Source organism: Pseudomonas hamedanensis (assembly GCF_014268595.2).
Taxonomy (GTDB): Bacteria; Pseudomonadota; Gammaproteobacteria; order Pseudomonadales; family Pseudomonadaceae; genus Aquipseudomonas; species Aquipseudomonas hamedanensis.
Genome location: NZ_CP077091.1, coordinates 4,332,716 through 4,356,956, shown reverse-complemented (window position 1 = coordinate 4,356,956; position 24,241 = coordinate 4,332,716). Strand labels below are relative to the sequence as shown.

The window sequence follows — 24,241 nt, the reverse complement described above, 5'->3', positions numbered from 1 at the left end:
GCACGATGTCCTCTGACCTGTGGAGCTTTGCCCTTAATGTCTACGCCCGGCCGGGCGTCGAAAATGCTTGCCTGCAACTGCAAACGGCGGGGGCCAACGTCTGCCTGCTGTTGTGCGGCTTGTGGCTGGAACACCGTGGGGTCGCTTGCGATGAACAACGCGTGCGCCAGCTTCAGGCGCTGACCGAGCCCTGGGATCGCGACGTCGTGCAGCCACTGCGTGCAGTGCGCCTGCAATGGAAAGCCGCAGCCTCGAAAGATGCGCTGTTGCAAGGCATGCGCGAGCAAATCAAATCACTCGAACTTGAGGCAGAACGCGCGCTGCTGTCGCGGCTTGAGGGGATGGCGCAGGGGTGGGCGCGAAACGCCAGTGGTTCAGTGACCTGGCTTGAAGGCCTGGCCGGCGCTGCGGCCAGCCCGAACCGCGACGCGCTGCAAGTGCTGCGCGTCGCGGCGACCGGCACTTAGGAAGCGCTGGCCGGGGTGCTGCTGACGCTCGACACAGCGGCTGGCGCTGGCGCCGGGGCAGTAGTCGAGTTGGCGGCGGGAGCCGGTGCTGCGGTCGAAGCCGAAGGCGCCGCAGTGGCTGGCTTCGCGGCTGGAGCCGGTTTGGCGGCTGCTGGCTTGGCAACCGCCGGCTTTTTCACGGCAGGCTTCGCGGCGGGTTTGGCTGCTGGCTTGGCGGCAGGTCTTGCCGCAACAGGCTTGGCGGCAGTCGCTGGTTTAGCCGCGGCGGCCGGTTTCGCGGCGGGCTTGGTTGCCGGTTTCGCGGCTGCTTTCACGGCGGGTTTTGCGGCTGGCTTGGCAGCGGGTTTTGCCGCTGCTTTTGCGGCCGGTTTGGCGGCAGCAGGTTTCGCAGCGGGCTTGGCCGCAGCGGTTTTCGCAGCAGGTTTTGCGGCGGGTTTGGCAACCGCTTTGGCGGCCGGTTTGGCGGCTGCGGCTTTCGCCGGGGCTGCTTTGGTAGCAGCGGGTTTAGCCGCTGGCTTGGCCGCGACAGTTTTGCTGGCCGGCTTGGCGGCAGCGGGTTTTGCAGCGCTTGCAGCAGCCGGTTTTTTCGCCGCCGGTTTGGCCACGGTTTTAGCCGTCGGTTTTGCCGCCACTTTCACCGGTGCCTTGGCAGCAGGCTTGGCCGCAGCCGTCTTCGCTACAGGCTTGGCAGCAGCCGGTTTGGCCACGGCTTTCTTCGCCGGTGCCGCCGCCGGTTTGGCCGAACGGGCGGACAATACTTTGCCCACGGCTTCTTGCACGCGGCCAACACCCTGGGCCAGTTTCAGGCTTTCCTGGGCATCGCGCTTGAGTTGCAGAATGTAGCTGCGCGTGTCGGACTGACGATCCTTCAGGGCATCGAGCAGCTCTTCCAACTCCTGCACGGCGGCCTTGGCTTTGTTCTGTGCCTTGGCTTTACCGGCGGTGGCTGCATCCTGCAATTTGGTGCGCGACTTGTGCAGTTTTTCTTGCGCCTTGCCGCGTTGCTTTTCCAGTTTGGCGAGCAGTTTTTCAGCATCAGCCAAGGCTTGGGAGCAAGCGTTTTCCAAATGCTCGAGCAGGCTGCCCGAGAGTTGTTGGAGTAAGTGCAACGGAGTATTTACAGGCTTCTTGGTGGCCGACATGGTTTACCTCCTGGCTGACGTGGGTGCGGCTCATACTAGACCTCTGCTGATACCGCCGCTAGGGCATCTTGACAGTATCGAAACCGTTGCGTTGCACCGAAGCGAAAATGTCATGCGCGAAAACAAAAGCAGTTCACCGTTGCAGCCGTTCGCGCTGGCATAATCCAGCGCATCTCAGGACGGAGAGTGCCGATGTCGCGCTACTTTTTTTTAACCCTCTGCCTGGTTTTTTCGGCGGCCCACGCCACTGAAAAAACCACGGCCAACGATGCTCACGACCTGGCTTACAGCCTCGGGGCCAGCCTCGGTGAGCGCCTGCGCCAAGAGGTCCCGCAGCTGCAGATCCAGGCGCTGATCGAAGGCCTGCAACAGGCTTATCAGGGTAAGCCACTGGCATTGAGTGAAGCGCGCATCGAACAGATTCTGGCCGAACATGAATCGCAAAATGCCGAACAGTCATCGCGCTCTTCAAGCGATGCGGCGATGGCAAACGAGCAACGTTTTCTCAGCGCGGAAAAAGCCAGACCCGGCGTGAAGGAACTGGCCGATGGCATCCTGCTGACTGAGCTCGCTCCGGGCACCGGCGCCAAGGCCGGCCCCGACGGAAAAGTGCAGGTGCTGTATATCGGCAGGCTGCCGGACGGCACTGTCTTCGATCAGAACACTCAGCCACAGTGGTTCAATCTAGACAGTGTGATCGCCGGCTGGCGCACCGCATTGCAGAACATGCCGGTGGGCGCCAAATGGCGACTGGTGATTCCTTCGGATCAGGCGTATGGCGCCGACGGTGCCGGCGACTTGATCGCGCCGTTCACGCCTTTGGTGTTCGAAGTGGAATTGCGCGGCGCGACCCATTGAGCAGGCAATAAAAAACGGTGCGCCTGGGGCGCACCGTTTTTTTTTGATCAGGGTTCGGATCAGGCCTGAACCGCCGCTTCTTCCTTGTGCGCGTTATGCAGCACCTCAATCAGGCAGTCTTCGAGCTCGAAGCGCTCGTGCAGCAGTCCGCCCAGCTCCTTGAACTTCTCGGCAACGCATTTGCCTTCTTCGCACAGATCGTTGAAGGCGAGCAGCTTCTCGGTAATCACATCGATACGTGGATAAATCGTATCGGCGAGTTCCAGGCCGCGCTTGTCATTGAACGCCTTGGCTTCGCCGGTGAGCTGTTCGTAGATTTCGAAGTGGCCGGCCGAGACGTAATCGACCAGCACACCGCAGAATTCCAGCAAAGGCTTGCGGCTCTCCGACAGTGCCTCAGGCTTGTCACCGAGCAGGTCATAGACCCTGATCAGTTCTTCACGCTCCTGTAACCAGCGGTCGATCAGCAGATGAACTCCACCCCAACGTTCCTGAGCATTCTGACAACTTTCGAGCATGGCGATCTCTCTTCCCTTGTGGGTCATGCTGCTCTACACCCGCGTCCCGCTTCTGATTTTGGCTTGTGGGGATGGTCGGGCAGAGCGTCATCGAGCAACATAATTCCAATGACACGTGCCGGCCAGATTATGCCCGCACGCCTATGGCTTCAAGGTACGCAGGAGATAAAGTTCATACAAGTGTTTAATCCCTCAGCAGCACCGGGTGCGACGCTTCGCCGCTGAACGGGCGTTGTAGAGCATTCCAGGCCAGCCGCAACAATTGGTACACCGCGAGTATCGAGACCGCGACAAAGAACAACAGGCTCCACTCCGGAATGCTCAGGTCAAACAATGTCCAGGAAATTTCCGCGCAGTCGGCACCGCCGTTAAACATCCGTTGCAAGGCGCACACCCACGGCAGGGCACTGAACAGCGGCTCGGCGGCGGGTGTGCATTTGACCATCTGCAACAGCGGATCACTCTGAATCAACACTTGCCGCCAGGCTGCCGTGGTCCCGCCAAGGCTGGCGCCCAGCGCGCACAGCCAGTAGAGCCCAAGACCGGCACGCCGGGGGCCGTGCACCGCCGCCACGCCACAGCAAATGCACAGCAGCGTAAGAAACAGGCGCTGCACCAGGCACAGGCTGCACGGCGTCAGACCGACCGTGTATTCAAGGTAATAAGAAGCTCCCAGAGCAAAGGCTCCTGCAATGAAAGCCATGAAGAACAAGGAGCGTGAGCAGGCCAACGACATGGCTTTTCCGTAACAGTAGAGACAGAGGGTTACGGTAGAGGAAAGCGTGTCAGCCTTTCAAGGCGAGGCCCTGCCGACAGTTCACCAGAGGTGTAGGGAAAACCCGACAGGTTCAAGGGGAATATGGGTAACGCGCCGTAGGACTTTTTACCGAGCGCGCGACGAAGTTAAAAAGAATGTACGAGGGAGCCGCCTCCCTCGTCACTTCAGATGCGCGCGGAAACCGGCAGTGGCGCGGCCAGCAGGCGCTCATCCAGCAGACCCAGACCTTCCTGGAACAACTGATTGCTGCGTTCGGTATCGCCCAGCTGCGCCAGTAAGCGCGCCAGCTCCGCACAGGTCTCAGGATTGCGCTGCAACTGCAAGCTGCTCTCCAGATAGTCTCGCGCCTTGCCCCACAGACTGGCTTGCAGACACAGGCGTCCCAGGGTCAGCAGCAGGCTCGGATCGGCCGGGTGCTCCTTGAGCCAGCCTTCGGCGGTTTGCAGTTGGCGTACCGGGTCGCTGCCACGGACCAAGCCGTAGAGACGCGCCAAATGGCTGTCGTACTTGCGTTTGAGGGCCGTACGAAGCACTTCTTGCGCCTCGACCTGAGCACCCAGCTGACGCAATTGTTCGGCATAGGCCAACACCAGCGGCGGCTCTTGACGCTGCGCCGCGGTGAGCTGCTCCCAGGCGCGTTTCAGCGATTGCAGACCCACCGTGCCATCGTCTTCACGCTGCGCCGCCAACGACAGGTTTTCACCCCAGGCGCGACGCTCCAGCTCGGCCAGTTCAGCCGGTGGAAGCACTTTGTCCTTGCGCAGCTCCGGCAGCAGGCGAATCACCGCCGACCACTCACCCCGCTGCTGATACAGCCGCTGCAACTGACGCAAGGTCTGTGCGCTGCGCGGGTGCCGCTCATGCATGGCTTGCAGCGTCACCAGTGCGCCATCGGTATCGCCGCGATCGGTTTGCAATTGTGCATGGCTCAAGGCAATCGCCAGTTCAGCCTGAGGCTGACGCTCCAGTGCGCGTTCGAGCAGGCGGTCGCATTCTTCGTAATGACCTTGCTCGTTGGCCGCACGGGCCGCACCGAGGTAAAACAGCAGCGGCTGCCGCTCGGCTTCCGCTGCACGGGTCAGATGCCGCTGCGCACTGGCCCAGCGCCCTTCCGCCAGATCCAGCTGACCGTGTTCGATTGCCACCTGCACGCGACGACTGCGGTTGCGCCGCGACCATGGATTGACCACGCCGGTGGAAGTCATGATCAGCTCGACCAGCGCCTTGATCCCCCAGAACAGCAGCCACAGCACCGCGACCACCGCCAGTGTCGCCCACAGGCTCGACTCGTAGCGGAAACTCTTGTACGCCACCAGCACGTAACCGGAATGCTCGGCAATCGCCAGGCCCAGCGCCGCGGTGGCGGCGATCACCAGAAACACGATCACATACAGGCGTTTCATGGCGTCGCCTCCTGCGCGGTATTGCCGGCAGGTCTGGCAAACGGTTTCACCGATTCTTCGGCGTTGACGTTACGTCGCTCCAAATACGCTTGCACCGCACTCAGGGTGCCAGCCAGATCGGGGGTGACGACTGTGACCGGCTCCTTGCTCAACTCGCCGACCTGCTCAAGCATCACTTTGCTTTGCGCATTGTCCGGATTGAAGTTGCCCTTGAGCACATCACGCGCCTCGGCCAGCGCCTGGGTGTAGACCGCCGCCTGACCGTTGAGCGCCGCCCACTGCGCCTGCTCCAGCGCCAGGCTCAGGGCCAGACGGACCTGGCTCAGGCTCTGCCCGGCCAGCAGCGGCCGTACATTCTTGTCCGCGTTGAAGTCGATACGGATGTAGCGCGAAACCTGATCCCACCACTGCGCCCAGCGACTGGCGCCATCACCGTCAGCCGTCAAGCCCAGCAGCGACTCACCGCGGTCCTTGTACTCCGGAGCCAGTTCGGTGAGGTCGATAACCTGATCGCGCAGCGCACCGAGGCGCAGGAATAATCCGGTCCGGTCCGGCTGCTCAGTGCTGCGCAACGCGACAAGGGTTTTCGCCACTTGCTCACGAGCGGCGAAGGCGCCCGGATCGTTCTGTTCGCGGAGAATTTCGTCGGCGCCCTGCACCAGTGCCTGAGCGCTGCTGATGTCCTGCAACGCCGACAGACGCAGACTGGCGAGGCGCAACAGGTGCTCGGCCTCGGCCAGACGCCAGTCCTTGCGACTGGCCCCCAGGACCGTTTCCAGACGCTGATTGAGGCGCTGCTGATCACCTTGCAGTTGCGTCACCAGACGTTGGCGCTCGGCAAGCTCGTCGGCTCCGGGCAACTGCGCGAGGCGCTCGGTCAGGCGCTGCTCGTTGAGCTTCAGACTCTGCGCCTGATCGTTCAAGGCCTGCACCTGAGCGGACTGCTGTTGGGTATTGGTTTGCAGGTGGCGTACCTGCCAGACACCCCAGCCGCCGATCGCCACGCCAGCGGCGCCGAGCAGCACGGCGACTATGGCCAGTCCATTGCCCCGGCGCGGTTCTTTGGCCGGCACTGGCGTTTCAACCTGGGCATCGGTCACAGGTTGCACATCATCTTTAGGCAAGGCTGTTTCGCTCACGTATCCATCCTTTGCATCAGAAAACGGGCGCGGGATGTTCCCGCAACGCCGTCAGCAAAGCCGCGGCACTGGCGCCACGACAATCCACAACTGTCTGGGCCCCGGCGGCACATGCCAGCTCGGCCACCCTGGGGCTTGGTACAAACAACGGCAACCGCGCAATCGTCGGCCAGACCTCGCCGGCCATTTCGCGCAGGTGCTCGAAACCCTGTCCACTGCTGACCACCAGCCCGTTCAAGCGTTCCGCTTCGATCCGCCGTGGCAGCTCGTTCGGGGCGTAGGCTGGCAGGTCGCGCCGGTACAACTCCAGATACTCGACACTAGCACCAAGCGCGCGCAGGCGCTCGGCGAGCAGTTCACGCCCGCCCTCGCCGCGCAGGATCAACACCTGCGCACCGGGCTGGCTGATCGCCTCGCGCAGATGCGGCAGTTGCAGCAAGGCTTCGCTGTCGTCGCCGTCCGCCGGGAAGCTCACATCGAGACCATGCTCGCGAAGAATTTCTGCGGTCGCCGCGCCGACACTGAACCACGGCATCGCCAATGACGACGTGCCAGCGGACTTAAGCAGATCCACTGCGATCCGCGCCGCCGGCTTGCTGACCACAATCACCGCGTCGCAAGCCGGCAGCCGCGCCATCGCCTGACGCATTGTGGCAGAGACCGGCAACGGAGCAATTTCCAAAAGCGGCAGGCAACTGCTGAAAATCCCCTCTGCGGCCAACGTCGCAGCCAGCGCCGCACAGTCATCCGCAGGGCGCGTCAGCAGCAGGCGCCAGCCCGTCACTCGTGACCTGCCTCGCCGTAAACCGCTTTCAGGATGTCGTCGGCACCCTGGCTGAGCAAGGCTTCGGCAACCTTCACGCCCAACGCTTGGGCATCGACCCGCGGCGCCCGGGCTTCGGCGCTGAGCAGCTTGCCGCCGCTGGGCTCGCCGACCAGACCACGCAACCACAACTGCTCACCCTCAAGCACGGCGTAGCAGGCGATCGGCACTTGGCAGCCGCCATTCAAATGTTTGTTGAGGGCACGCTCGGCGGTGACGCGCGAGGCGGTATCGGCGTGATGCAGCGGTGCAAGCAAGGCGTGGATGTCTGTATCGGCGCTGCGGCACTCGATGCCGACCGCGCCCTGACCACCGGCCGGCAAGCTGTCATCGACACTGATTGCCGAGGTGATGCGGTCTTCGAACCCCAGGCGAATCAGCCCCGCCGCGGCAAGAATGATCGCGTCGTATTCGCCAGCATCGAGTTTGGCCAGGCGGGTGTTGACGTTGCCGCGCAGAAAGCGGATTTGCAGGTCCGGACGGCGCGTCAGCAATTGCGCCTGACGGCGCAAACTGGAAGTGCCGACGATGGCGCCGGCCGGCAACGCGTCGAGGCTTTCGTAAGTATTGGAAACGAAGGCATCGCGCGGGTCTTCTCGCTCGCAGATGCAAAAAAGGCCGAGGCCTTCAGGGAAGTCCATCGGCACATCTTTCATCGAGTGCACGGCAATATCCGCTTCATTTTCCAGCAGCGCGGTTTCCAGCTCCTTGACGAACAGTCCCTTGCCGCCAATCTTCGACAGCGGTGAGTCGAGCAGCTTGTCACCGCGACTGACCATGGGCACCAGTGTCACCAGCAAACCCGGATGGGCTGCCTCAAGACGGGCTTTGACGTATTCGGCCTGCCAGAGGGCCAGCGCACTTTTACGGGTGGCGATGCGGATTTCGCGAGAGGACATGGATCAATCCGTACTGAATAGATACGGCGGATAATAACAGCTCAGCCAAATCCACTTTGACTTGAATCAGAAATGGCGTGGCCTCCCTGGCCTGAAATGCCTGATGAACAGTCGCAAGCGCCCCCGGCAATGACCGGAGTTACAGGCCCTGCATCATTTTGCGCACACCGGCCACATGCCGACGGCTGACGATCAGCGCATCGCCATTGAGGCCTTTGAGGAATAACTGGAAATGGCCCAGCGGTGTGCGTTGCAGGCGCTCGATACGGTCGCGGGCGACCAGCGCATTACGATGGATACGCACGAAGCGTTCGCCAAACTCGTCCTCCAGCGCCTTGAGCGGTTCATCCAGCAGCACTTCACCGGCTTCGTGGCGCAAGGTCACGTATTTGTGGTCGGCGATGAAGTAGACCACCTGATCCAGCGGGATCAGTTCAATACCTTTGCGGGTGCGGGCGCTGATATGGCTGCGCGGACCGTTGCCACTTTCGGCAGCGGGCCGGGTCAGGGCGGAGAGTTGCGCCCGGTTGGGACGGTCGGCCCGTTTCAGGGCGTCCTGCAAGTGTTCGGTTCGCACGGGTTTCACCACATAGCCCACGGCGCTGGCCTGCAGGGCTTCCACGGCAAATTCATCGGGACTGGTGCAAAACACCACGGCGGGCGGCGTTTCTCGTTCGCACAGTCGGGCAGCCACCTGCAGGCCATCGAGGCCCGGCATGCGGATATCGAGCAAGACGATATCCGGCTTATGGCTGTCAATCAGCGCTAACGCCTCCTCGCCATTCGTGGCGCCGGGCTCCAGGACTGTATAACCCTCAAGCTCGCTCACCATTCGGCTGAGGCGCTCGCGAGCCAGGGGTTCGTCATCAACGATCAGGACATTCATATTGCGCTGGATTCCTGCGTGAGTCTCGCACAAGGATAGCGTAGACAGGTGAAGTGACGTCCGTCACCGCGATCCACGCTAAGACTAGCCCGAGCGCCAAAAAGTGCCGTACGTCGGCCAGCAATATTTGCCAGTGTCCGGGTCGTACCGCTCAGAGCCCGCTGTTTCCTGCGTTTCTCACGGGGTTGACGCAAGGACAACTCACCCGCCCCCTCTTTTTATAGTCAGTGGCCAGACCTTCACATGATCCGCATTCGCACCGACCCTTCTGTCCACTGTAGACGTTCGTCGGAACGATATTGCTCAATCGAAAAATATCCTTTCGTAAATTCTTCGCAGGCAGCGCCGGACATGCCTGACACATTGCGAAAAAACCTGTCGACCGGTGTCAGCGACAGGATTGGCAACCCTGTTATTATCCGCGCCAGCGATTCACGCCTTCTTTCTTCAAGCCGATACGAGCGAATTCATGAGCACTGACAAGACCAATCAGTCCTGGGGCGGCCGCTTCAGTGAACCCGTCGACGCCTTCGTCGCCCGCTTCACCGCCTCCGTCACTTTCGACCAGCGCCTGTATCGCCACGACATCATGGGTTCGATCGCCCACGCCACCATGCTGGCCAAGGCCGGCGTGCTGACCGATGCCGAGCGCGACAGCATCATCGATGGCCTGAACACGATTCAGGGCGAAATCGAGGCGGGCGAGTTCGACTGGCGTATCGATCGCGAAGACGTGCACATGAACATCGAAGCGCGCCTGACCGATCGCATCGGCGTCACCGGCAAAAAGCTGCACACCGGACGCAGCCGCAACGACCAGGTCGCTACCGATATCCGTCTGTGGCTGCGTGACGAAATCGACCTGATCCTCGCGGAAATTACCCGCCTGCAAAAAGGCCTGCTGGAACAGGCCGAGCGTGAAGCGGCGAGCATCATGCCGGGCTTCACTCACCTGCAGACCGCGCAACCGGTGACCTTCGGCCACCACATGCTGGCCTGGTTCGAAATGCTCAGCCGCGATTACGAGCGTCTGGTCGACTGCCGCAAGCGCACCAACCGCATGCCGCTGGGCAGCGCTGCGCTGGCCGGCACCACCTACCCGATCGATCGCGAATACACCGCGCAATTGCTGGGGTTCGACGCCGTTGGCGGCAACTCGCTGGATAACGTCTCCGATCGCGATTTCGCCATTGAATTCTGTTCGGCCGCGAGCATCGCGATGATGCACCTGTCGCGCTTCTCCGAAGAGCTGGTGCTGTGGACCAGCGCGCAGTTCCAGTTCATCGACCTGCCCGACCGTTTCTGCACCGGCAGCTCGATCATGCCGCAGAAGAAAAACCCTGATGTGCCGGAGCTGGTGCGTGGCAAGACCGGTCGCGTGTTCGGCGCGCTGATGGGCCTGCTGACCCTGATGAAAGGCCAGCCGCTGGCCTACAACAAGGACAATCAGGAAGACAAGGAACCGCTGTTCGACGCCGCCGATACCCTGCGTGACTCGTTGCGCGCCTTTGCCGACATGATCCCGGCGATCAAGCCAAAACACGCGATCATGCGTGAAGCGGCCCTGCGCGGTTTCTCCACCGCGACCGACCTGGCGGACTACCTGGTACGCCGTGGCCTGCCGTTCCGCGACTGCCACGAGATCGTTGGTCATGCGGTGAAATACGGCGTCGACACCGGCAAGGACCTGGCGGAGATGAGCCTGGAAGAACTGCGTCAGTTCAGCGACAAGATCGAGCAGGACGTGTTTGCCGTGTTGACCCTGGAAGGCTCGGTGAATGCCCGCGACCATATCGGCGGGACTGCGCCGGCGCAGGTCAAAGCTGCTGTGGCGCGCGGTCAGGCGTTGATCGCCAGCCGCTAAAAGCATCGCGAGCAGGCTCACTCCTACAGGGGAACGCATTCCAATTGTAGGAGTGAGCCTGCTCGCGATAGCTTTTTTCAGTCCAACGCAAATCTCACTTTTTGGCAGCAACCATCGCCAAAAACGCCGGCATCGCCGCATCCTTGTCCGCGGCAATCTTCTGCACATGTGGGTGCTGCTCAAGCCGTTCCAGCAGCGCTTTCGCCTCTGGCATTTCGGCGAGCAAGTCGATCCCGAACAGCTTCTGCCCGACCGCACAGGCCAGCGGCACGCTGTAGAGGAAATACAAATCGGCAATGCTCAGGCTGTCGCCCGCCACATACGGGGCGAATTTGCCGTGACGGCCCAGCGCAGCAAAGCCCAGCAGCAATTCGGTTCGGGTCTTTTCCTTGATCGCCTCCGGCAGGGTCATGCCGAAGAACGCCTCGCCATAACAGGCACGGCCCGGCAGTTCGATGTACAGCTCGATCTCCTTGGCGATCGCCAGCACTTGGGCACGAGCGAACGGATCGCTCGGCAACAATGGCGTGCCTCGCTGGGTCTGCTCCAGGTATTCAAGGATGATCGCCGTCTCGTTGATGAAGCCGGCATCGACGCCCAGCACCGGAACCTTGCCGCGCGGGCTGATGGCCAGTGATTCCGGGGTTTGCGTCGGGTAAAAGGTCACCTCTTCGAAGGGCAGGCCTTTTTCCAGCAGCGCCAGTTTGACCATGTTGTAGTAATTGCTGACAGCGAATCCGTAGAGCTTGAACATCACAGAGCCTCCAGGCCGTGCGGGGTGGGCAGTGCCTGTTTATAGATCGCGACACCGATTCCCGCCAGCAGCATCACGCCGCTGAATGCAGGTAAACTGGCGCCCTTACCTAAAGGAGCCTGCCATGAGCGAGCCGACAGACATCGTCAATGATGATGACGAAGAACAATTTGCCGAGACCACGCTGATCCAAGCGATCGAAAACCAGATCGAAAGCGGCAACCCACCAGCGGCCAAGGCGACCTTCAACAAGCTGACCCTGGTGGGCATGGAGCGCGAGGATATCCTGAATTTGATGGCGCATGTGCTGGCAGTGGAAATCGACGCAATCCTCGAAGAAGACCGCCCGTTCAATACCGAATGGTATGAAGCGGCGCTGCGTGCTCTACCTGAGCTGCCCCCGGAAAAACAGTAACGCCCCCGATCCCGTAGGAGTGAGCCTGCTCGCGATTACGTTCTTTCAATCACATCACCGTCGACTGGAAGAATGCAATCGCGGGCAGGCTCACTCCTACAAGGTTTGTTACGCATCCCTCCAGCCATCTCCTGCCGCCGGACTACACTGGAATCCGCCTCAAGACAAAATCCCTGAGCTGAGCACTGGACATGCCGCACCAGCGGGTTCACCTTAGGGGCGCTGTCGTCCAATTCCTAGAAAGTCTGGAGTCCTTATGTCGCTTACCCCTGAGTTGGTTGCCGAACTGGAAGTCCTTGCACTCTTTCCCCTGGACAGTTCCCAGGAAGGTCTGAAAATTCATCAGACCGCTGCCCCTAAACACATCGCCGCTGCCCAGCGCCTGTTTGATAAAGACCTCACCGATCAGCCCGATGGCGGCTATCTGACCAGCCTGGGTCGCGATGCCGCGCAAAACGTGCAGACCGTGCTGACGATTCTGAAAGAGCAAGAAACCGCCTGATCTCCCTGACTTTGCCCACGGGAACTCCTGCCACGGGATTTCCGCGGGCCCGCTTGGTCTGTGCGGGAAAAATCTGACAGCAAAAACCAAATTCAGCTTAAACGTCCCGCTGTGCTAAGGCTAAACTGCCTTCCATTCCGAGACCCTCTACGTCCGAGCCTGCGAGCCGGTTTGAGCTGACATGACGCGCACCCACGAAATCCGCCCCGACCTGGACGAGGGAATCGACCGCAAGGTACTCAGCCAGCTGCGCGCGCGTTTTCTCAAACTCAATGAAGGTCGCCTGGGCCGCGCGCTTGAAGGCTTGTCGACGCGCCAGCAAAGCGTGTTGACGCTGCTGCCGCTGTTCTTCCACGTCAATCATCCGCTGCTGCCGGGCTATGTCTCGGGCAGTACGCCGGCCGGCCTGTCGAATTACGAGCCGGACGCCGACACGCTGGCCGAAGCCCAACGCCTGACCCGTTCATTCGCCTACAAACCACGCCATGGCAGTAATCCGCCGCGGCCGATTCACGGTCTGTTCCTGATGGGCAGCCTCGGCACTCTCGCCCAGGCGGATCAGAGCGACATGGACGTGTGGGTGTGCCATGCGCCGGACCTGAGCGACAGCGAACTCGCCGAGCTGAGCAAGAAATGCCAGTTGCTCGAAAGCTGGGCCGCGAGCCAGGGCGCCGAAGCTCACTTCTTTCTGATCGATCCAGCGCGCTTCGTCAAAGGCGAACGCGACACCCAGCTCAGTTCGGAAAACTGCGGCAGCACTCAGCACTATCTGCTGCTGGACGAGTTCTATCGCACGGCAATCTGGCTCGCCGGGCGCACACCGATCTGGTGGCTGGTGCCGGTTTATGAAGAAACCGCCTACGACGCCTACACCCACACCCTGCTGTCCAAACGCTTTATTCGCGCCGACGAAACCCTCGACCTCGGGCCAATGGCGACGATTCCGCCGGGGGAGTTCATCGGCGCCGGTTTATGGCAGTTGTTCAAGGGCATCGAGTCGCCCTACAAGTCGGTGCTCAAGCTGCTGCTGACCGAGGTCTACGCCAGCGAGCATCCGCACGTGCAATGCCTGAGCCTGCGCTTCAAAAAAGCCGTGTTTGCCAATCAGCTCGATCTCGATGAGCTGGACCCGTACATGGTCGTGTACCGGCGTATCGAGGAATACCTGATTGTCCGCAACGAGCCGGAACGCCTGGAGCTGGTGCGCCGCGCGCTGTATCTGAAGGTCAACCGCAAGCTCACCGGCAATAGCCGCAGCCAGGGTTGGCAACGCGCGTTGCTCGAGCGTTTGGCCAGCGAATGGCATTGGGATCAGCGGCAACTGACGCTGCTCGACAGTCGCAGCCAGTGGAAAGTCCGCCAGGTCAGTGCCGAGCGCCGCGCGCTGGTCAACGAACTCAACTACAGCTATCGCTTTTTGACCCAGTTCGCTCGCAGCGAGCAGACCGTCAGCCTGATCAACAAGCGCGACCTCAACGTCCTCGGCCGTCGCCTCTATGCGGCCTTCGAGCGCAAGGCCGACAAGGTCGAGTTCATCAACCCGGGCATTGCCCCGGACCTTGCCGAAGACACCCTGACCCTGGTGCAGTCGCGCAACAAAAAGGAACCGGGGCAAACCCAGTGGGGCCTGTACAACGGCAGCCTCACCGCGCTGGAGTGGGAACACTTCGCGCCGATCAAGCGCAGCCGCGAGCTGCTCGAACTGCTGACCTGGTGCCACCGCAACGGCGTCATCGACAGCAGCACGCGCCTGGCCCTGCACCCCGGCACCAGTGACTTGAGCGAATTCGAACTGTTCAACCTGCTGGGCAGCCTGCAACAGTGCATCGCCCTGCCCTTGCCGACTGTTGCCGAAGAGGCACTGCTGCGGGCGGCCGTGCCCAGCGAGGTGCTGATGCTGATCAATGTTGGCGTCGACCCACTCAAGCATCACCGCGACTTGAACATTTTGATGACCACCGAGCGCACCGACTCGCTGAGCTATGCCGGCGTGCGCGAAAATCTGGTGCTGACGCTTGATCAGGTCACGCTCAACAGCTGGAACGAAGTGCTGGTCAATCGCTTCGACGGCCCGCACGCCTTGCTCGACTGCCTGCGCGACTACCTCAACAACTTGCCGCGCGGGCCGTTGCAACCGTCACTGAAGGTGCGTTGCTTTTGCCACAACCGTGCGCAATTCATTGCGCGCCGCGTCGAAGAAATCGTCGACACCGCGCAGACCCTGTTACTCAGTGATTTGAATCATCGTTATCTGATTCAGGTACAGCAGCACTATCACGTGCTGGAACTGGTGCCCGGCCAGGTCAACCATGTCGCCCTCGCCACCCTGCCGGCGCTACTCGATTATCTGGGCGAAGAACAGCCGCGCTACAGCCCGCTGCACCTGGACCCGATGGCGCTGGAAGATCAAGACATTGCGCTGATCCTGCCGATGGGCCAGCCCGAATGCATCCAGGTGTTCTACCGAACAACCGAGCAGCAGGCCGAGCTGTACGTGCTGGATGAGTTCAATGCGCTGTGGCAACAGCGACTGCCTTACCACGACGAGCAGAGTCTGCTGGTGCCACTGCAGCGCTTCCTGCAATCGATACAGTTCCGCCGCGAAGCCGTGCTGCCGATGGAGGCCGGCCCGGAGGCCAGGCTGGAGACTTTGTATTACCAGTTGTTGCCATCCGGCCCGGGACGGGCACGGCGGGTCGAAGCGCGACCGGCGCCACAGACACCGGTGAACAAGCCGTTCTATGACGTGCAGGCAATCATCGGTAAAGCCGCACCGGGAAACGTGCAGGTCACCTTGTATTGCAATCAGCGGGAATTCAGCGAGCTGGAGCATGGCGACCAGCTGTTCAGCGTGGTCGCCCGCGAGATCGTCGAGCAGCGCCGTGAAGCCGAACGTTATCGCTGCTACATCACCGATCTCGACCTGTCGGGCCTGCTCGGGGACGGGCAAAGTTCGAGCAATCTGTATTTGCGCTACAAGGCGGACCTGGAGCGCTCGTTGAATGAAGCGCTCGAACAGGTGTGAGGCAGGGGTTTACTCGGGAAAGGCGCCGCCGTTGACCGGTTGCGATTCCACTTCCAGCAAGGTCAGTTTCAACGACTTGCCGCCCGGAGCCGGCCAGTCGATGTGCTGACCGACCTTCAGGCCCAGCAACGCGCTGCCGACCGGCGCCAGAATCGAAATCTTGCCTTCGTCGGCGTTGGCGTCTTTTGGATAAACCAGCGTCAGGTGGTAATCCTTGCCACTGCCTTCTTCACGGCAATGCACGCGAGAATTCATGGTCACGACATCAGCGGGCACTTCATCGTGGCCGACCACGGTATCGGCGCGGTCCAGCTCGGTTTGCAGCGCAATCACGCCCGGCGCAGCCTGGTCTTTCTCGCTCAGGCTGTCGATCAGGCGCCCCAGACGTTGCACGTCCAGACGGGTAAGGGTGATGGAAGGTGCGGTCATGATCCGGGCAGACTCCTTTCTTCTGCACAAAAAAAGCAAAACCCCGCCAAAAAAGACGGGGTTTTCACCGTGCCTCGGTGGTTTGAGGCGTCTGCGGACACTATCACAGCTCAAAAAATATACAAGCCACGCACTTTCAGGCTGTAGATATAACCCCCGTGGCGAGGGGATTTATCCCCGTTGAGTCGCGTAGCGGCTCCAAAAATCCTGACGACTGCTGCGCAGCCGAACGGGGATAAATCCCCTCACCACAGGATAGAGTCAGGCTTGAGATTTTCGTTGCGCAGCCTGCTGGCAGATCACGCGCCGGCGCTGGTCGTCAGCCGAGCGCCATTCACGAATGTCTTCGACATGACGGAAACAGCCCTGGCAAACCTTCTGCTCATCCAGCCGGCATACACCGCTGCACGGCGACGGCACCGCCGGGCTGACGTTGCTGTAGAGCGGCTTGGGTGGCCGAACAGGAGCGGCGTCAGTCAGCAACTCACAGGCCCTCGAAATCGAATTCGACACCGGCCTGCTGTTTGACGATGCGCTCAAGCATCTCGCCCAATTGCTCCTCGCTCTTGTCGCACATCCAGCGCTCGCTTTCTTCGTCGTAGTCGAAGTGAAAACCACCGGACACCGCCGCCAGCCACAGCTGCCGCAGCGGCTCCTGGCGACTGAAGATCAACTGGCTGCCGTTTTCGAATTTGACGGTCAGCACACCGGCCGAGCTTTCCAGATCAATGTCCAGATCGCTTTCATCAAAGATGTCTTCCAGTTTTTCCTGGGTTTCATCGACCAGATCGTGGAAACGGGCTTCGGACAAACTCATTGCGGCAACCTCAAAAAATGTCTGATCAGGCTCAAGCAGCCGAAAGATACGGACGCTGCCGGCCGATTGCAAAGGATTACGACCGGGTGCTTGCCCCACTCCAAACACAACCCCTGTAGGAGTGAGCCTGCTCGCGATTGCATTCGTCCAGTCGACGGTGATGTGATTGAAAGAGCCTAATCGCGAGCAGGCTCACTCCTACAGGGGTTTGCGCGAGCGCCGCCGGACGGGAGGGCCATCACATAGGCAAGCTGCCGGGTGGCCGGTATACTCCGGCGCAATTAACGCATTTTCAAGGATTTCGCCATGAAGCGCCTGATCTCGTCCCTTGCTGCGCTCGTCGCGGTTGCCTGCCTTGTATCGGCCTGCGGTCAAAAAGGCCCGCTTTACCTGCCCGACGACAGTCAAGACCCGGCCGAACAAGCCCAGTCTTCGCAGAAACAACCGTCCAAAGCACACAAGCACGACGTTTATTAAGGGATCGCCATGGACGCTTTTAACTACCGTGGCGGCGAGCTGTTTGCCGAAGGCGTGGCACTGTCCGCCATCGCCGACCGCTTCGGCACGCCCACCTATGTCTACTCGCGCGCACACATCGAAGCGCAGTACCTGGCCTATGCCGATGCGCTGGCCGGCATGCCACACCTGGTGTGCTTCGCGGTCAAAGCCAACTCCAACCTCGGCGTACTGAATGTCCTGGCCCGTCTCGGCGCCGGTTTCGACATTGTTTCCCGTGGCGAGCTGGAACGTGTTCTGGCCGCTGGCGGCAGTGCCGACAAGATCGTCTTCTCCGGTGTCGGCAAGACCCGTGACGATATGCGCCGTGCGCTGGAAGTCGGCGTGCACTGCTTCAACGTCGAATCCACCGACGAGCTCGAGCGCCTGCAAGTGGTCGCCGCCGAGCTGGGCGTTCGCGCCCCGGTTTCGCTGCGCGTGAACCCGGACGTCGATGCCGGTACCCACCCGTACATTTCCACCGGTCTCAAAGAGAACAAGTTCGGCATCGCCATCGCTGACGCCGAAGACGTGTACGTACGTGCCGCGCATCTGCCGAACCTGGAAGTCGTCGGAGTCGACTGCCACATCGGTTCGCAACTGACCACGCTGCCGCCGTTCATTGATGCACTGGATCGCTTGCTCGATCTGGTTGATCGCCTCGGCGACTGCGGCATCCACCTGCGCCACATCGATCTCGGTGGTGGCCTGGGCGTGCGTTATCGCGATGAAGAGCCGCCATTGGCCGCCGACTACATCAAAGCCGTGCGCGAGCGTCTGAACGGTCGCGATCTGGCGCTGGTGTTCGAACCGGGCCGCTTCATTGTCGCCAACGGCGGCGTGCTGCTGACACAGGTCGAGTACCTCAAGCACACCGAACACAAGGATTTCGCCATCGTCGACGCGGCGATGAACGATCTGATCCGCCCGGCGCTGTATCAGGCCTGGATGGACGTCACGGCGGTCAAACCGCGCGACAGCGCTGCGCGCCACTACGACATCGTCGGCCCGATCTGCGAAACCGGCGACTTCCTTGCCAAGGACCGCGAGCTGGCGCTGGAAGAAGGCGACTTGCTGGCGGTGCATTCGGCCGGCGCCTACGGTTTCGTCATGAGTTCCAACTACAACACTCGCGGCCGTGCCGCCGAAGTGCTGGTGGATGGTGATCAGGTTTTTGAAGTGCGTCGCCGCGAAACCGTGGCCGAGCTGTTTGCCGGCGAAAGCCTGCTGCCGGAGTAACCCATGCTGCTGCGTTTTACCAAAATGCACGGCCTGGGCAACGATTTCATGGTCCTCGACCTGGTCAGCCAGCACGCGCACATTCAGCCCAAGCACGCCAAACAATGGGGCGACCGGCACACCGGTATCGGTTTCGACCAGTTGCTGATTGTCGAAGCACCGAGCAACCCGGACGTGGATTTCCGCTATCGGATCTTCAACTCCGACGGTTCCGAAGTGGAGCAGTGCGGCAACGGCGCGCGCTGCTTTGCCCGTTTCGTGCTCGACAAACGCCTGACCGCCAAACGTCAGATGCGCGTCGAGACCAAGGGCGGCATCATCGAACTGGACGTGCGTAACGACGGCCAGATCGGCGTGAACATGGGCGCGCCGCGTCTGGTGCCGGCGGATATCCCGTTCGAAGCGCCAGCCCAGGCCAGCAGCTATCAACTGGAAGTCGATGGCACCACGGTCGAACTGGCCGCCGTGTCGATGGGCAATCCCCATGCGGTCATTCGCGTGGACGACATCAACAGTGCACCGGTGCATGAACTGGGGCCGAAGATCGAACACCATCCGCGCTTCCCGGCGCGGGTCAATGTCGGGTTTCTTCAGGTCATCGATCGGCACCGTGCGCAATTGCGCGTCTGGGAACGCGGCGCCGGGGAAACCCAGGCCTGCGGCACCGGCGCCTGTGCCGCCGCGGTTGCCGCCATCACTCAGGGGTGGATGGATTCGCCACTGTTGATCGACCTGCCTGGCGGGCGTCTGTCCATCGAGTGGGCAGGCCCGGGCCAACCGGTGTTGATGACCGGTCCGGCAGTGCGTGTATATGAAGGACAAGTGCGTCTTTGAGCGAGCGAAAATCATGACCGACAAGCCTCAGGTACCCGCCCGACAGACCGACGAATCAGCGTCCGAAAGCCTGGAAGCGGCAGCGGTTGCCGCCTACCTGGAGGCTCATCCGGACTTTTTCGTCGAACACGAAGAACTGCTGCCATCCCTGCGCATTCCGCATCGGCGCGGCGACACCGTGTCGCTGGTCGAGCGACAGATGACCCTGCTGCGCGACCGTAACATCGAGATGCGCCATCGCCTTTCGCACCTCATGGACGTGGCCCGTGACAATGATCGCCTGTTCGAAAAAACCCGCCGCCTGATTCTCGCGCTGATGGATGCGTCGAGCCTGGAGGACGTGGTGATCAGTGTCGAAGACAGCCTGCGCCAGGATTTCCAGGTGCCTTTTGTCAGCCTGATCCTGCTCGGCGACAACCCGGCTCCGGTCGGCCGTTGGGTGACCCATGCCGACGCGCAAACCGCCATCGGCGGCCTGCTCGCCGAAGGCAAAAGCGTCAGCGGCAGCCTGCGCGAGCATGAGCTGGATTTCCTCTTTGGCGAAGAACAGCGCCAGCAGATCGGCTCGACGGCGGTCGTTGCCGTCAGCCATCAGGGCATCCATGGCATTCTGGCCATCGCCAGCCGTGATCCGCAGCACTACAAGAGCTCGGTCGGCACCCTGTTCCTCAGCTACATCGCCGAGGTCATGGGCCGCGTGCTGCCACGGGTCAACAGCTCCCTGCGCTCGGTGCGCTGAGCATGGAACGGCAACTGGACGCTTACTGCGAACACCTGCGCAGTGAGCGCCAGGTGTCGCCGCACACGCTGTCGGCGTATCGCCGCGACCTCGACAAGGTCCTCGCCTGGTGCATCAAGCAGAACATCGGCAGCTGGGCTGCGCTAGACATCCAGCGTCTGCGCAGCCTGATCGCTCGGCTGCACGCACAAGGCCAGTCCTCGCGCAGCCTCGCCCGCCTGCTCTCAGCGGTGCGCGGGCTTTATCACTATCTGAACCGCGAAGGCCTTTGCGACCATGATCCGGCCACGGGTCTGGCGCCGCCGAAAGGCGAACGTCGCCTGCCGAAAACCCTCGACACCGACCGCGCGCTGCAACTGCTCGAAGGTGCGGTCGAGGATGATTTTCTTGCCCGGCGCGATCAGGCGATTCTGGAGTTGTTCTATTCTTCGGGGCTACGCCTGTCCGAGCTGACCGGACTCAATCTGGATCAACTGGATCTGGCCGACGGCATGGTCCAGGTACTTGGCAAAGGCAGCAAAACCCGGCTGTTGCCCGTTGGCAAAAAAGCCCGGGAAGCGCTTGAGCATTGGCTGCCGTTGCGCGCTCTGACCAACCCGGCCGACGACGCCGTGTTCGTCAGCCAGCAAGGCCGGCGCCTGGGCCCACGGGCGATTCAGGTGCGGGTCAAACTCGCCGGCGAGCGCGAACTGGGGCAGAACCTGCACCCACACATGCTCAGGCACTCCTTTGCCAGCCATTTGCTCGAGTCTTCCCAAGACCTGCGCGCGGTGCAGGAGTTGCTCGGCCACTCCGACATCAAGACCACGCAAATTTACACCCACCTCGATTTCCAACATCTGGCGGCGGTCTACGACAGCGCCCACCCAAGGGCCAAACGCATGAAAGGCGACGATTCATGAGCATTCAGTTGATCACCTTCGACCTCGACGACACCCTCTGGGACACCGCCCCGGTGATCGCCAGCGCCGAAACCGTGCTGCGCGAATGGCTGAGCGACCAAGCGCCGAATCTGGGCGCGGTGCCGGTGGAACATCTGTGGGCGATTCGCGAGCGCGTGCTGGCGGGCGAGCCGGGCCTGAAGCACCGCATCAGTGCGCTGCGCCGGCGCGTGCTGTTTCATGCACTGGAAGATGCCGGGTATAAGCGCGACGAGGCGTCAGCCCTGGCGGACAAGGGTTTTGACGTGTTTTTGCATGCACGGCATCAGATCGAAGTGTTCCCCGAGGTCGAGCCGCTGCTGGAGGGTCTCGCCAATCACTACGCCCTCGGCGTTGTCACCAACGGCAATGCCGATGTGCGCCGGCTGGGGCTGGCGGATTATTTCAAATTTACCTTGTGCGCCGAAGACATCGGCATCGCCAAGCCGGATGCGCGGCTGTTTCACGAGGCCTTGCAGCGTGGCGGGGTAAGCGCCGAGGCGGCGGTGCATGTCGGCGATCATCCCGGCGATGACATCGCCGGCGCGCAGCAGGCAGGCTTGCGTGCGGTGTGGTTCAACCCGGCGGGCAAGGTCTGGGAGGCAGAGCGCTTGCCGGATGCCGAGATTCGCAGCTTGATGGAATTGCCTGCCGTCCTCTCGCGCTGGAATGCCACCTCGAATTAACACACGTCCCCTGTAGGAGCGAGCCTGCTCGCGATAGCGGTGTGTCATTCAATTAGATGTATCTGACACACCGCTATCGCGAGCAGGCTCACTCCTACCAGGGAGATTGCGCTGGCTTTGCGGGCATGAAAAAGCCCGCAGCGACGGCGGGCTTTTTCAGCAAGCGAGCGACACGCCTCAGATAGGGCGGCTGCCGTACTTGTTGTCCGGCTTCTTGGGCGGATCGGCGACCACATTGGCCTCCACTTCCTGCACCTTGCCGCCGCGCGCAAGGAATTCTTCCATGGCCCGGGCCAGGGCGTCACGTTCCTTGTTCTTGGCCTCGATACTCGGCAAATCGTCGACCGATACCGCAGCCTTGGCTTTGCCTTTGGCAGCCGGGGCCGGCGTGTCTTCACCGCTATCGTCTTCGGCAACGTCTTCCGCTGCCGCTTCCAGGCCTTCCTCGGCCTCGTCTTCGTCGCCTACTTCGAGGTCGTCGTTTTCCAGATCATCGTCGCTCATGTTCTACCTCATGACTTGCCAAAAGCAGATTAGTTATAGACCAGCTTTGGCGACTGTCGTAAGCCGCCGTTAAAAAATCTTCCGCCGCTGCTGATCAGCGGCTTATGCCCCTTCACCGTGCAAGGTGGCGAGGACTTTACGGGCACCGCCATGATCTCGGTGCTCGCCCAGATAAACGCCTTGCCAGGTGCCCAGTGCCAGGCGACCCGCCGAAACCGGCAGGCTGATCTGGCAGCCCAGCACGCTGGCCTTGAAGTGCGCCGGGAGGTCGTCCAGGCCTTCGTCGTTGTGCTCATAGCCGTCTGTTCCTTGTGGGATCAGACGATTGAAAAATCGTTCGAAGTCGCGACGAACTGCCGGATCGGCGTTCTCGTTGATGGTCAACGACGCCGAGGTGTGCTGCAGCCACAAATGCAACAGACCGACCCGACAGGTCTTGAGTTCAGGCAAGCCGGCAAGCAGCTCGTCCGTTATCAGGTGAAAGCCCCGGGGCCTTGCCCGCAGGGTTATCAGAGTCTGTTGCCACATACAGTTCTCCGCTCGTTCGGGGCGCATTCTAGCGCGCTCTGAAAAAAAACAAAGGCCCTAATATTCCTGCAACGGTGTAAGCCATTGCCCGCAGAAAAACCTCAGCTGTAAAGACGACAAAAGCCGTAAGAAAAATCCTTTCAGCCGCCCTCTGACTGACAAATCGCAGGCAAAAAAATGCCCGGCAAGCCGGGCATTTTTTTTCCTGCGCGAGCTTACAGGTTGTAGCCGCGCTCGTTGTGTTGTGCCAGATCGAGGCCGACCGACTCTTCTTCTTCGGTTACGCGCAGACCCATGACAGCGTCCAGCACCTTGAGGATGACGAAGGTGACGATCGCGGTGTAGATCACCGTGAAGCCAACGCCTTTGATCTGAATCCAGACCTGCGCGCCGATGTCAGTCACGGTGCCGAAGCCGCCCAGCGCCGGTGCAGCAAACACACCGGTGAGGATCGCGCCGAGGATACCGCCAATGCCGTGCACGCCGAAGGCATCCAGGGAATCGTCATAACCGAGTTTGCGCTTCAGGGTAGTGGCGCAGAAGAAGCACACCACGCCTGCAGCCAGACCAATCACCAGTGCGCCCATCGGGCCCACGGTACCGGCGGCCGGTGTAATCGCTACCAGACCGGCAACCACACCCGAGGCAATGCCCAGTGCGCTTGGTTTGCCGTGGGTGACCCACTCGGCGAACATCCAGCCCAGTGCCGCAGCGGCAGTTGCAATTTGAGTCACCAGCATCGCCATGCCCGCAGTGCCGTTAGCGGCTGCAGCGGAACCGGCGTTGAAACCAAACCAGCCCACCCACAGCATGGCCGCGCCCATCAGGGTGTAACCGAGATTGTGCGGCGCCATTGGCGTGGTCGGGAACCCCTTGCGCTTGCCCAACACCAGGCACGCGACCAGACCGGCGATACCGGCGTTGATGTGCACCACGGTGCCGCCCGCAAAGTCGAGCACGCCCCAGTCCCACATCAGGCCGCCGTTACCGGACCAGACCATGTGCGCAATCGGCGCATAAACCAGGGTGAACCAGATGGCCATGAAGATCAGCATCGCGGAGAATTTCATCCGCTCGGCGAACGCACCGACGATCAGCGCCGGGGTGATGATCGCAAAGGTCATCTGGAAGGTAATGAACACCGCCTCGGGGAACAGCGCCGCCGGGCCGGTAATGCTCGAAGGCGTGACACCAGCGAGGAACGCCTTGCCCATGCCACCGAAGAACGAGTTGAAGTTGACGACGCCCTGCTCCATGCCGGTGGTGTCGAACGCAATGCTGTAGCCATAAATGACCCAGAGAATGCTGATCAGACCGGTAATGGCGAAGCACTGCATCATCACGGAAAGAATGTTTTTCGAGCGAACCATACCGCCGTAAAACAGCGCCAGGCCCGGAATGGTCATGAACAGCACGAGGGCTGTCGAGGTCAGCATCCAGGCCGTGTCGCCGGAATTGAGGACTGGCGCGGCCACTTCGTCTGCCGCCATGGCAAGGCCGGGCATTACGATGGACAACAGGGCGCCTAGCCCTGCGAATTTACGCAGAGTCATATTGTTTTCTCCTGGGGCGTTGGG

General features: G+C 61.4%; 27 protein-coding genes. 12 read left to right on the top strand and 15 right to left on the bottom strand.

All coding sequences use genetic code 11. From position 1 onward, the window contains the following. The first annotated feature begins 5 nt into the window (after positions 1–5). Positions 6–467, top strand: a complete 462-nt coding sequence (locus HU739_RS18905) for a TIGR02444 family protein (RefSeq protein ID WP_186549644.1) — start codon at positions 6–8, stop codon at positions 465–467. Here the strand turns inward: HU739_RS18905 and HU739_RS18900 are convergent. Further along, positions 464–1,609, bottom strand: coding sequence for an AlgP family protein (locus HU739_RS18900; RefSeq protein ID WP_186549646.1), 1,146 nt, complete (start codon positions 1,607–1,609; stop codon positions 464–466). The genes HU739_RS18905 and HU739_RS18900 overlap by 4 nt on opposite strands. Positions 1,610–1,801: 192 nt before the next feature. Between HU739_RS18900 and HU739_RS18895 the strand changes: the two genes are divergently transcribed. Then, positions 1,802–2,467 (top strand): FKBP-type peptidyl-prolyl cis-trans isomerase, encoded by a 666-nt coding sequence (locus HU739_RS18895; RefSeq protein ID WP_186549648.1) that lies wholly within the window; start codon positions 1,802–1,804, stop codon positions 2,465–2,467. A gap of 59 nt (positions 2,468–2,526) precedes the next feature. Here the strand turns inward: HU739_RS18895 and rsd are convergent, their stop codons facing one another. From rsd to HU739_RS18860, 7 genes are all read right to left on the bottom strand, one after another. Next, entirely contained in the window at positions 2,527–2,985 is a 459-nt protein-coding gene (gene rsd / locus HU739_RS18890) for a sigma D regulator (RefSeq protein WP_186549650.1), read from the bottom strand. A gap of 184 nt (positions 2,986–3,169) precedes the next feature. After that, positions 3,170–3,721, bottom strand: coding sequence for a disulfide bond formation protein B (locus HU739_RS18885; RefSeq protein WP_186549652.1), 552 nt, complete (start codon positions 3,719–3,721; stop codon positions 3,170–3,172). Between the two features lie 206 nt (positions 3,722–3,927). Continuing rightward, on the bottom strand, positions 3,928–5,166 hold the full coding sequence (locus HU739_RS18880) for a heme biosynthesis protein HemY (protein WP_186549654.1): 1,239 nt from the start codon (positions 5,164–5,166) through the stop codon (positions 3,928–3,930). After that, positions 5,163–6,305 (bottom strand): uroporphyrinogen-III C-methyltransferase, encoded by a 1,143-nt coding sequence (locus tag HU739_RS18875; RefSeq protein ID WP_186549656.1) that lies wholly within the window; start codon positions 6,303–6,305, stop codon positions 5,163–5,165. The genes HU739_RS18880 and HU739_RS18875 overlap by 4 nt, the downstream gene beginning before the upstream one ends. 16 nt (positions 6,306–6,321) lie before the next feature. Next, on the bottom strand, positions 6,322–7,089 hold the full coding sequence (locus tag HU739_RS18870; protein ID WP_186549658.1) for a uroporphyrinogen-III synthase: 768 nt from the start codon (positions 7,087–7,089) through the stop codon (positions 6,322–6,324). Further along, the gene (hemC, locus tag HU739_RS18865; RefSeq protein WP_186549660.1) at positions 7,086–8,027 is read right to left on the bottom strand and encodes a hydroxymethylbilane synthase; all 942 of its coding nucleotides are present in this window, start codon (positions 8,025–8,027) and stop codon (positions 7,086–7,088) included. The genes HU739_RS18870 and hemC overlap by 4 nt, the downstream gene beginning before the upstream one ends. A 139-nt stretch (positions 8,028–8,166) precedes the next feature. Then, a complete protein-coding gene (locus tag HU739_RS18860) occupies positions 8,167–8,913 on the bottom strand; it encodes a LytR/AlgR family response regulator transcription factor (protein ID WP_186549662.1) in 747 nt (248 codons plus the stop codon). Between the two features lie 469 nt (positions 8,914–9,382). Between HU739_RS18860 and argH the strand changes: the two genes are divergently transcribed. Then, the gene (gene argH / locus HU739_RS18855; RefSeq protein ID WP_186549664.1) at positions 9,383–10,777 is read left to right on the top strand and encodes an argininosuccinate lyase; all 1,395 of its coding nucleotides are present in this window, start codon (positions 9,383–9,385) and stop codon (positions 10,775–10,777) included. A 94-nt stretch (positions 10,778–10,871) separates the two neighbouring features. On the opposite strand, the gene HU739_RS18850 is transcribed toward argH, so the two are convergent. Further along, positions 10,872–11,531, bottom strand: coding sequence for a glutathione S-transferase family protein (locus tag HU739_RS18850; protein WP_186549666.1), 660 nt, complete (start codon positions 11,529–11,531; stop codon positions 10,872–10,874). A 124-nt stretch (positions 11,532–11,655) separates the two neighbouring features. On the opposite strand from HU739_RS18850, the gene HU739_RS18845 reads away from it, so the two are divergent. From HU739_RS18845 to HU739_RS18835, 3 genes are all read left to right on the top strand, one after another. After that, a complete protein-coding gene (locus HU739_RS18845) occupies positions 11,656–11,946 on the top strand; it encodes a hypothetical protein (protein WP_186549668.1) in 291 nt (96 codons plus the stop codon). Between the two features lie 256 nt (positions 11,947–12,202). Beyond that, positions 12,203–12,448, top strand: a complete 246-nt coding sequence (locus HU739_RS18840) for a TIGR02647 family protein (RefSeq protein ID WP_186549670.1) — start codon at positions 12,203–12,205, stop codon at positions 12,446–12,448. A 181-nt stretch (positions 12,449–12,629) separates the two neighbouring features. Continuing rightward, positions 12,630–15,473, top strand: coding sequence for a class I adenylate cyclase (locus tag HU739_RS18835; RefSeq protein WP_186549672.1), 2,844 nt, complete (start codon positions 12,630–12,632; stop codon positions 15,471–15,473). A 9-nt stretch (positions 15,474–15,482) separates the two neighbouring features. Here HU739_RS18835 and rnk read toward each other — a convergent pair whose 3' ends face one another. The 3 genes from rnk to cyaY form a co-directional block, all read right to left on the bottom strand. Further along, entirely contained in the window at positions 15,483–15,902 is a 420-nt protein-coding gene (gene rnk / locus HU739_RS18830; protein WP_186549674.1) for a nucleoside diphosphate kinase regulator, read from the bottom strand. Between the two features lie 261 nt (positions 15,903–16,163). Beyond that, a complete protein-coding gene (locus HU739_RS18825; protein WP_186549753.1) occupies positions 16,164–16,382 on the bottom strand; it encodes a DUF1289 domain-containing protein in 219 nt (72 codons plus the stop codon). Positions 16,383–16,386: 4 nt separating this feature from the next. After that, entirely contained in the window at positions 16,387–16,719 is a 333-nt protein-coding gene (gene cyaY, locus HU739_RS18820) for an iron donor protein CyaY (RefSeq protein WP_047596732.1), read from the bottom strand. Between the two features lie 306 nt (positions 16,720–17,025). On the opposite strand from cyaY, the gene lptM reads away from it, so the two are divergent. The 6 genes from lptM to HU739_RS18790 are packed head-to-tail and all read left to right on the top strand — an operon-like array spanning position 17,026 to position 21,632. Then, positions 17,026–17,196 carry an LPS translocon maturation chaperone LptM gene (gene lptM, locus HU739_RS18815; protein WP_186549676.1) on the top strand — a complete coding sequence of 57 codons (171 nt, stop codon included), beginning with the start codon at positions 17,026–17,028 and terminating at the stop codon, positions 17,194–17,196. Between the two features lie 9 nt (positions 17,197–17,205). Then, positions 17,206–18,453, top strand: a complete 1,248-nt coding sequence (lysA, locus tag HU739_RS18810) for a diaminopimelate decarboxylase (protein ID WP_186549678.1) — start codon at positions 17,206–17,208, stop codon at positions 18,451–18,453. Positions 18,454–18,456: 3 nt separating this feature from the next. Continuing rightward, entirely contained in the window at positions 18,457–19,287 is an 831-nt protein-coding gene (gene dapF, locus HU739_RS18805; RefSeq protein ID WP_186549680.1) for a diaminopimelate epimerase, read from the top strand. A 13-nt stretch (positions 19,288–19,300) separates the two neighbouring features. Continuing rightward, a complete protein-coding gene (locus HU739_RS18800) occupies positions 19,301–20,026 on the top strand; it encodes a DUF484 family protein (protein WP_186549682.1) in 726 nt (241 codons plus the stop codon). Between the two features lie 2 nt (positions 20,027–20,028). Next, positions 20,029–20,928 (top strand): tyrosine recombinase XerC, encoded by a 900-nt coding sequence (xerC, locus tag HU739_RS18795; RefSeq protein WP_186549684.1) that lies wholly within the window; start codon positions 20,029–20,031, stop codon positions 20,926–20,928. Further along, positions 20,925–21,632 carry an HAD family hydrolase gene (locus HU739_RS18790; protein WP_186549686.1) on the top strand — a complete coding sequence of 236 codons (708 nt, stop codon included), beginning with the start codon at positions 20,925–20,927 and terminating at the stop codon, positions 21,630–21,632. The genes xerC and HU739_RS18790 overlap by 4 nt, the downstream gene beginning before the upstream one ends. 177 nt (positions 21,633–21,809) lie before the next feature. Here the strand turns inward: HU739_RS18790 and sutA are convergent, their stop codons facing one another. The 3 genes from sutA to HU739_RS18775 all read right to left on the bottom strand — a co-directional run bounded on the left by sutA (position 21,810) and on the right by HU739_RS18775 (position 24,217). Then, positions 21,810–22,136, bottom strand: coding sequence for a transcriptional regulator SutA (gene sutA, locus HU739_RS18785; RefSeq protein ID WP_186549688.1), 327 nt, complete (start codon positions 22,134–22,136; stop codon positions 21,810–21,812). A 102-nt stretch (positions 22,137–22,238) separates the two neighbouring features. Next, positions 22,239–22,664: a secondary thiamine-phosphate synthase enzyme YjbQ gene (locus HU739_RS18780; protein WP_186549690.1), complete on the bottom strand. Its 426-nt coding sequence runs from the start codon at positions 22,662–22,664 to the stop codon at positions 22,239–22,241. A 215-nt stretch (positions 22,665–22,879) separates the two neighbouring features. Next, positions 22,880–24,217: an ammonium transporter gene (locus tag HU739_RS18775; RefSeq protein ID WP_186549692.1), complete on the bottom strand. Its 1,338-nt coding sequence runs from the start codon at positions 24,215–24,217 to the stop codon at positions 22,880–22,882. Positions 24,218–24,241: the final 24 nt, after the last annotated feature.